General features: G+C 54.6%; 6 protein-coding genes. 5 read left to right on the plus strand and 1 reads right to left on the minus strand.

The features are described 5' to 3' along the window. The first annotated feature begins 146 nt into the window (after positions 1 to 146). Both QVO51_RS03615 and QVO51_RS03620 read left to right on the plus strand, forming a co-directional pair. Complete coding sequence (locus QVO51_RS03615; RefSeq protein WP_022357276.1) at positions 147 to 2,129, plus strand: DNA gyrase/topoisomerase IV subunit B; 1,983 nt, start codon at positions 147 to 149, stop codon at positions 2,127 to 2,129. Between the two features lie 12 nt (positions 2,130 to 2,141). Beyond that, the gene (locus tag QVO51_RS03620) at positions 2,142 to 4,385 is read left to right on the plus strand and encodes a DNA gyrase/topoisomerase IV subunit A (protein WP_022357277.1); all 2,244 of its coding nucleotides are present in this window, start codon (positions 2,142 to 2,144) and stop codon (positions 4,383 to 4,385) included. A gap of 46 nt (positions 4,386 to 4,431) precedes the next feature. On the opposite strand, the gene QVO51_RS03625 is transcribed toward QVO51_RS03620, so the two are convergent. After that, positions 4,432 to 4,830, minus strand: a complete 399-nt coding sequence (locus tag QVO51_RS03625; RefSeq protein WP_022357278.1) for a hypothetical protein — start codon at positions 4,828 to 4,830, stop codon at positions 4,432 to 4,434. A 215-nt stretch (positions 4,831 to 5,045) separates the two neighbouring features. Between QVO51_RS03625 and QVO51_RS03630 the strand changes: the two genes are divergently transcribed. The 3 genes from QVO51_RS03630 to proB all read left to right on the plus strand — a co-directional run. Then, a complete protein-coding gene (locus QVO51_RS03630) occupies positions 5,046 to 5,357 on the plus strand; it encodes a hypothetical protein (RefSeq protein ID WP_281527576.1) in 312 nt (103 codons plus the stop codon). Continuing rightward, positions 5,354 to 6,307 (plus strand): D-2-hydroxyacid dehydrogenase, encoded by a 954-nt coding sequence (locus tag QVO51_RS03635; protein WP_022357280.1) that lies wholly within the window; start codon positions 5,354 to 5,356, stop codon positions 6,305 to 6,307. Before QVO51_RS03630 ends, QVO51_RS03635 begins: the two co-directional genes overlap by 4 nt. Positions 6,308 to 6,324: 17 nt before the next feature. Beyond that, positions 6,325 to 6,969: glutamate 5-kinase (proB, locus tag QVO51_RS03640; protein ID WP_369677886.1), on the plus strand; the 645-nt coding region annotated here is incomplete at its 3' end.

The raw sequence follows: 6,969 nt of genomic DNA on the forward strand, positions 1-6,969 counted from the left end.
GGGCAAAAAAGGTCAATCCGCCGGCATGCCGTGGAACCGGTTCGCCCAGCCCTTGCATTCTTCTCAAAATAATGGTATAATAAAAAATCAGCGGCAAAAGAACGCATTCTACCCGTATGGGTGTTTCAGAAAGGAACAGTGTGCACATGGCGAAAAAGCAGGCGGATTACGGCAACGAAAGCATCACCATGCTCAAGGGCGCAGACAAGGTACGCAAGCGACCCGGGGTTATTTTCGGTTCGGATGGACTGGACGGCTGCGAGCATTCCGTTTTTGAGGTCATCTCCAACTCCATTGACGAAGCACGGGCCGGCTTCGGGGATCACATCATCGTCACCCGGTACCAGGATCAGACGATTGAGGTGCAGGACTTCGGCAGAGGCTGCCCGGTGGATTACAACAATACGGAGAAACGCTACAACTGGGAGCTGGTTTACTGTGAGCTGTACGCCGGGGGGAAGTATGACGCAGAGGGGGATACCTACGCCTATTCCCTGGGGCTGAACGGTCTGGGGCTTTGTGCCACCCAGTTTGCCTCAGAATTTATGGATGTGGAAATCTTCCGGGATGGTTTCCGGTACAACCTGCATTTTGAGCACGGCAATAATGTGGGCGGACTGAAGAAAGAACCCACCACCCAGAAAAAAACCGGTACCCGAACCCGGTGGAAGCCGGATCTGGATGTATTCACGGATATCCGGATCCCGGACGAGTTTTTCCACGATATTCTCCGGCGGCAGGCAATCGTCAATCCGAACCTGCTGTTTACCTACCGGAGCCAGAGTGAGGACGGCAGCTTTTCTGTCCGGGAATTCCGGTACGAAAACGGCATTACCGACTATGTGCAGGAGATCGTGGGAGACAAGGCTATGACCTCCATCCAGCACTGGCAGTGCGAGAAAAAGGGGCGTGACCGGGCGGACAAGCCGGAGTATAAGGTGCGCATCAATGTGGCACTGACTTTTTCAAACCAGATCAAGCTGACGGAGTTTTACCACAACTCCAGCTTTCTGGAGCATGGCGGCTCCCCGGAACGGGCAGTGCGGCAGGCATTCGTGTCCCAGATTGACAGCTATCTCAAGCAGAACAGCAAGTATCTGAAAAACGAAAGCAAGATCACCTATGCGGACATTGAGGACTGCCTGGTGCTGGTATCCTCCGGCTTCTCCACCCAGACCTCCTACGAAAACCAGACCAAGAAGGCCATCACCAATAAGTTTATCTATGAGGCCATGACGGAATTCCTCAAGCATCAGATTGAGGTGTACTTCATTGAAAACCCGGACGAAGCCACCCGGATCTGTGAACAGATTCTGGTCAACAAGCGGAGCCGGGAGAATGCGGAACGCACCAGGCTGAATCTGAAAAAGAAGCTGGCAGGCACCATTGACCTGTCCAACATGGTACAGAAATTCGTGGACTGCCGTACAAAGGATACAGCCCGGCGGGAGCTGTACATCGTGGAGGGCGACTCCGCACTGGGCTCTGTCAAGCTCGCCCGGGAAGCGGAGTTCCAGGCGGTGATCCCGGTGCGGGGCAAGATCCTCAACTGTCTGAAGGCGGACTACGCCAAAATCTTCAAAAACGAGATCATTACGGATATTATCAAGGTACTGGGCTGCGGCGTGGAGGTCCGGACAAAGGCAAATAAGGATTTGTCCTCCTTCTCTCTGGAAAATCTGCGCTGGCACAAGATCGTCATCTGTACGGATGCGGACGTGGACGGATTCCAGATCCGTACCCTGATTCTCACCATGCTGTACCGACTGACGCCCACCCTCATTGACGAGGGATATGTATACATTGCGGAATCTCCCCTGTATGAGATCAACAGCAAGGACAAAACCTACTTTGCATATACAGAAAAGGAAAAGACCAAGATCCTGTCCCAGCTGGAAGGGAAGAAATTCACCATCCAGCGTTCCAAGGGACTTGGCGAAAATGAACCGGAAATGATGTCCCTGACCACCATGAACCCTGCCACACGCCGGCTGATCCAGGTCACCTCCGATGAGGCGGAAAAGACCTTTGCCGCCTTTGATATGCTGCTGGGGGACAATTTGCAGGCGAGAAAGGATTTCATTTCTGAATACGGCGGCGATTATCTGGAGCTTGCCGATATTTCATAAGGAGGGACACCTGTGGCACGAAAGAAAAAGGAACCCCAACAGAAGCGGGCAGCCATTCCCAACGCCTATATCGAAGGCGCCGGCATCGTGGTAGAGGAAAAGATCACAGAAACCCTGGAGAAGAACTACATGCCCTATGCCATGAGCGTCATCATCTCCCGGGCACTGCCGGAGATCGACGGCTTCAAGCCCTCCCACCGGAAGCTGCTGTATACCATGTACAAAATGGGGCTGCTTACCGGGCAGCGCACCAAATCCGCTAACGTAGTGGGACAGACCATGCGGCTGAACCCCCACGGTGACGCTGCCATCTATGAAACCATGGTGCGGCTTGCCCGGGGCAATGAGGCGCTGCTGCACCCCTATGTGGACTCCAAGGGTAACTTTGGCAAAGCCTATTCCCGGGATATGTCCTATGCCGCCTCCCGGTATACAGAGGTCAAGCTGGATCCCATCTGCAACGAGCTGTTCCGGGACATCGACAAGGAAACCATTGACTTTGTCCCCAACTACGACAACACCATGGCGGAGCCGACTCTGCTGCCTGCCTCCTTCCCCTCCGTGCTGGTAAACGCCAACATGGGCATTGCGGTTTCCATGGCAAGCAGCGTGTGCCCCTTCAACCTGGCGGAGGTCTGCGAAACCTGTATCGCTTTGATCAAAAATCCGGAGCATGACCTGCTCAGCACATTAAAGGGGCCGGACTTTCCCGGCGGCGCCTACATGCTCTACGAGGAAGGGGAGCTGAACAAGATCTACCAGACCGGCAGAGGCTCCGTCCGGCTCCGGGCAAAGTACAGCTATGATAAGGATGCCAACTGCATCGAGATCACCGAGATCCCCTATTCCACCACCATCGAAGCCATCATGGATAAGATCATTGAGCTGATCAAAGCCAACAAGATCCGGGAGATCTCCTACATCCGGGATGAAACAGATCTGAGCGGCTTGAAGCTTGCCATTGACTGCAAGCGGGGTACGGATCCGGACAAGCTGATGCAAAAGCTGTTCCGGATGACCCCGTTACAGGACAACTTCTCCTGTAACTTCAACATTCTCATCGCCGGCACCCCAAAAGTCATGGGCGTCCGGGAGATTCTGACGGAATGGGTGGCGTTCCGGGCGGAATGCGTGAAACGCCGGGTGCATTTTGACCTGCAAAAAAAATCCGAAAAGCTGCATCTGCTGGAAGGCCTGCAAAAGATCCTGCTGGATATTGACCACGCCATCCGCATCGTCCGGGAAACGGAGGAAGAAGCGGACGTGGTATCCAACCTGATGGTGGAATTCGGTATTGACGAGATCCAGGCGGAATATGTGGCAGAGATCAAGCTGCGGCATCTGAACCGGGAATACATCCTCAAGCGCATTGCGGAGGTGGAGTCCCTGTCCGGAGAAATCGCAGAAATGCAGGACATTCTGGGCGATCCGAAAAAGATCCGCCGGATCATTACGGAAGAGCTGAAGGCCGTGAAGGAGAAATACGGACAGCCCCGGCGCACCCAGTTCCTGTATGCGGATCAGCTGGAGGAAGAGCCGGAGGAGGATGAGACTCCGGATTACCCGGTGCACCTGTTCTGCTCCGCCAGCGGCTATTTCAAGAAGATCACTCCCCAGTCCCTGCGGGTCAGCGGCGAGCAGAAGCTGAAGGAGGGGGATGCCATGGCAGCCCAGTTTGAAGCAACCAACCGGACGGAGCTGCTGTTCTTCACCGACCGATGCCAGGTATATAAAAGCCGTGCCAGTGCCTTTGATGATACCAAGGCAAGCCTGCTGGGAGATTATGTACCTGCAAAGCTGGGATTTGACGAAAACGAAAGCCTGGTGAAGATGATCCCCACTGTAGACTACAGCGGCTTTGTGCTGTTCGCCTTTGAAAACGGCAAGATCGCCAAGGTACCCTTGCCCGCATATGCCACCAAGACCAACCGAAAACGGCTCGCCAACGCCTACTCCGGCAAATCCAGACTGGTGGAGATCCTTTATTGTCCGGAGGATACGGCACTGCTGGTGCGCACCACCAACAACCGGGCGCTGCTCTTCCACACAGCCATGATCCTGCCCAAAGCCACCCGGGATACCATCGGCGTCCAGGTGGTCACACTCAAGGCAAAAGCAGTGCTGGACAGTGTTGTCCCAGTGGACCCGGAGCAGCTGGAGCAGCTGAAAAAATACAGCGTCAAAAATATTCCGGCGGCAGGCGTCCTTGCAAAGGATCTGCCGGACAGCCACCAGCTGTCCTTCCCGGAAGCATAGTAAAAGAAAAGAAGGACCCCGGATCACGCCGGAGTCCTTCTTCGTGTTAGCTGCAGCGCGGGCAAATGCACTGAACGATTGCAGTGATCAGGGACAGCAGCATAATCACGCTGAAAATAGCTGCGATCGCCCCGATCAGCACAAAGGGCAGCAACGGCACATTGGTCAGCAGAAAGCTGAGCAGTGCCACCGTCAGCAGCACAACCGCTCCGTACAGCAGGCACAAGCCATACCGGCAAACAGCGGCTCGCAGGCACATGGCAGAGCATGCGGCAGAAGCGATGGCTGCTGTTGCAGCAATGACGATCAGCACCAGTGCAATGGGCACCACATAGGGTGCCGCCACAGTCAGCGTCAGAAAGTCAAAGTAGTACAGCAGCGCTGCGCCTACGCCTCCCAGAATGGACAGTAAAATTGCCGGGCATCCGCTTTTCAGACAACACATATACATCCTCCCCCTTATATCGGATACGTTTTCCGTACCCAAGGATAGTATATGCACCAGTGCCCCGTTGGTTCGTCAAAATCCGACAGTCTGCAAAAAACGAGCCGGATTGCGAAAAGCTATGCAGATACACTTGAAAATTCCACTGTTCCATGCTATACTATATGTACGAGCATCTGAATAATCGACCCATCTCGAGAAAGGAGTGGCTGCATTTGCAGCCTGCACTTATGGAAAGTACTGTTTTTCCGCTGCCGTTTCAATCCCATCTGATTTTCTGCGTGATCGCCACGATCTTTTTTGTGATCCAGTTTATCCGCATGCGCCGCATGTATCAGCTGGTCTTTGCGGTTGCCGTTCCTGCTACCCTGCTGCTGTATATCAACGAAAGCCGCACCTGGTTCTACGGCATCGGCGTATTTGAACTGGTAATGCTGATCCTTGCCATTGCGACTGTATGCATCGACCACGCCCGGGCAAAAAAGAATGCCCCCAAGGGCAAGACCGACGAGGAAGCAAAGGCATGAGGCTTGTGATTCTGGATTGGGCAACCATGACCGCCCATGAGGATCTTTCCCCGGAATGCTTCCGCCCCTTTGCGGATGAGATCGACTGCTACAGTCTGACAAGCCCCGGAGAGGCTGCCGCCCGGATCGGGGACGCAGAACTGGTGCTGTGCAACAAGGTGCCTATTACCGGAGAAGTTATAGAAGCATGCCCCAATCTGAAGTATATCGGGCTGTTCGCCACCGGCTACAACAATGTGGACATTCCTGCCGCTACCGCCCGGGGCATCCGGGTCTGCAACGCTGGCAGTTACTCCACCAACGCCGTGGCACAGCTGGTATTTGCTTTCATGCTGGATCATTTCAGCAAGCTGCCCCTGTATAACCTGGACGTGCGCCAGGGCAAGTGGTGCACCTCCCCGACCTTCTCTTATTTCCCCTACCCTACCATGGAACTGGCAGGGAAAACCCTGTCCATCATCGGCTTTGGCAGCATCGGGAAAGCCGTTGCAAAAATCGCTGACGCTTTCGGGATGCAGGTACTGGTCAGCACCCGTACCGTACCGGCGCATGCTCCCTACCCTATGGTCACCCTGGCAGAGGCATTTGCAAGGGCGGATGTGCTGACCCTTCACTGTCCTCTGACAGAAGATACCAGCCAGCTGGTCAATGCCATTCGGCTTGGCAGCATGAAGCCCTCTGCCATTCTCATCAATACCGCCCGGGGCGGCGTAGTGGCAGAGCATGATCTGGCAGAGGCTCTGAACAATGACATCATCGCCGGCGCATACCTGGACGTGCTGCAGCAGGAGCCCATGAACCCGGATACGCCCCTGCGGCATGCGAAAAACTGCGTCATCACGCCCCATATCGCATGGGCACCCCTGGAGACCCGGCAAAGACTGCTGGGAATCGTGACGGATAATTTGCAGCATTTTCTTGCGGGAAATCCGCAAAATCTTGTAAACTGAGGTTGAATACATTGAATATTTCTGAAAAAAAGCGTGTGGTTGTCAAGCTGGGTTCCTCCACGCTGACCCATAAAACCGGCAGGCTGAATCTGCGGCGGATGCACAATCTGATCCGGATCCTGGCAGACTTGCACAATGCGGGCAAGGAGATCATTCTGGTATCCTCCGGTGCCATTGCGTTGGGCTGTGGCAAGCTGCGGCTGCTGGAGCGACCCAAGGATACCCCCACCAAGCAGGCTGCTGCTGCCGTAGGACAGTGTGAGCTGATGGATATGTACGATCAGCAGTTTGCAAACTACGGGATCACCGTAGCCCAGATCCTGCTGACCAAAACCATTCTGGAAAACGAACGGATCAACAACGTAAAAAACTGCTTCCAGCGGCTGCTGGACATGAACGTGATCCCCATTTTCAATGAAAATGATACAGTCGCCATTGACGAGCTGGAATTGGAGATCGGGGAAAATGACTCCCTGTCCGCCATTGTGGCTTCTCTGGTAAACGCCGATCTGCTGGTGATCCTGTCCGACATTGACGGACTGTATTCAGAGGATCCCCGCCGCTGTGAGCATGCAAAGCTGATCCCGGTGGTGGAACACATTGACGCACATATTGAATCCATCGCCGGCGGAGCAGGCACTGCCCTGGGTACCGGCGGTATG

The organism is Ruminococcus sp. CAG:379 (genome assembly GCF_000434255.1).
Taxonomy (GTDB): domain Bacteria; phylum Bacillota; class Clostridia; order Oscillospirales; family Ruminococcaceae; genus Ruminococcus_F; species Ruminococcus_F champanellensis.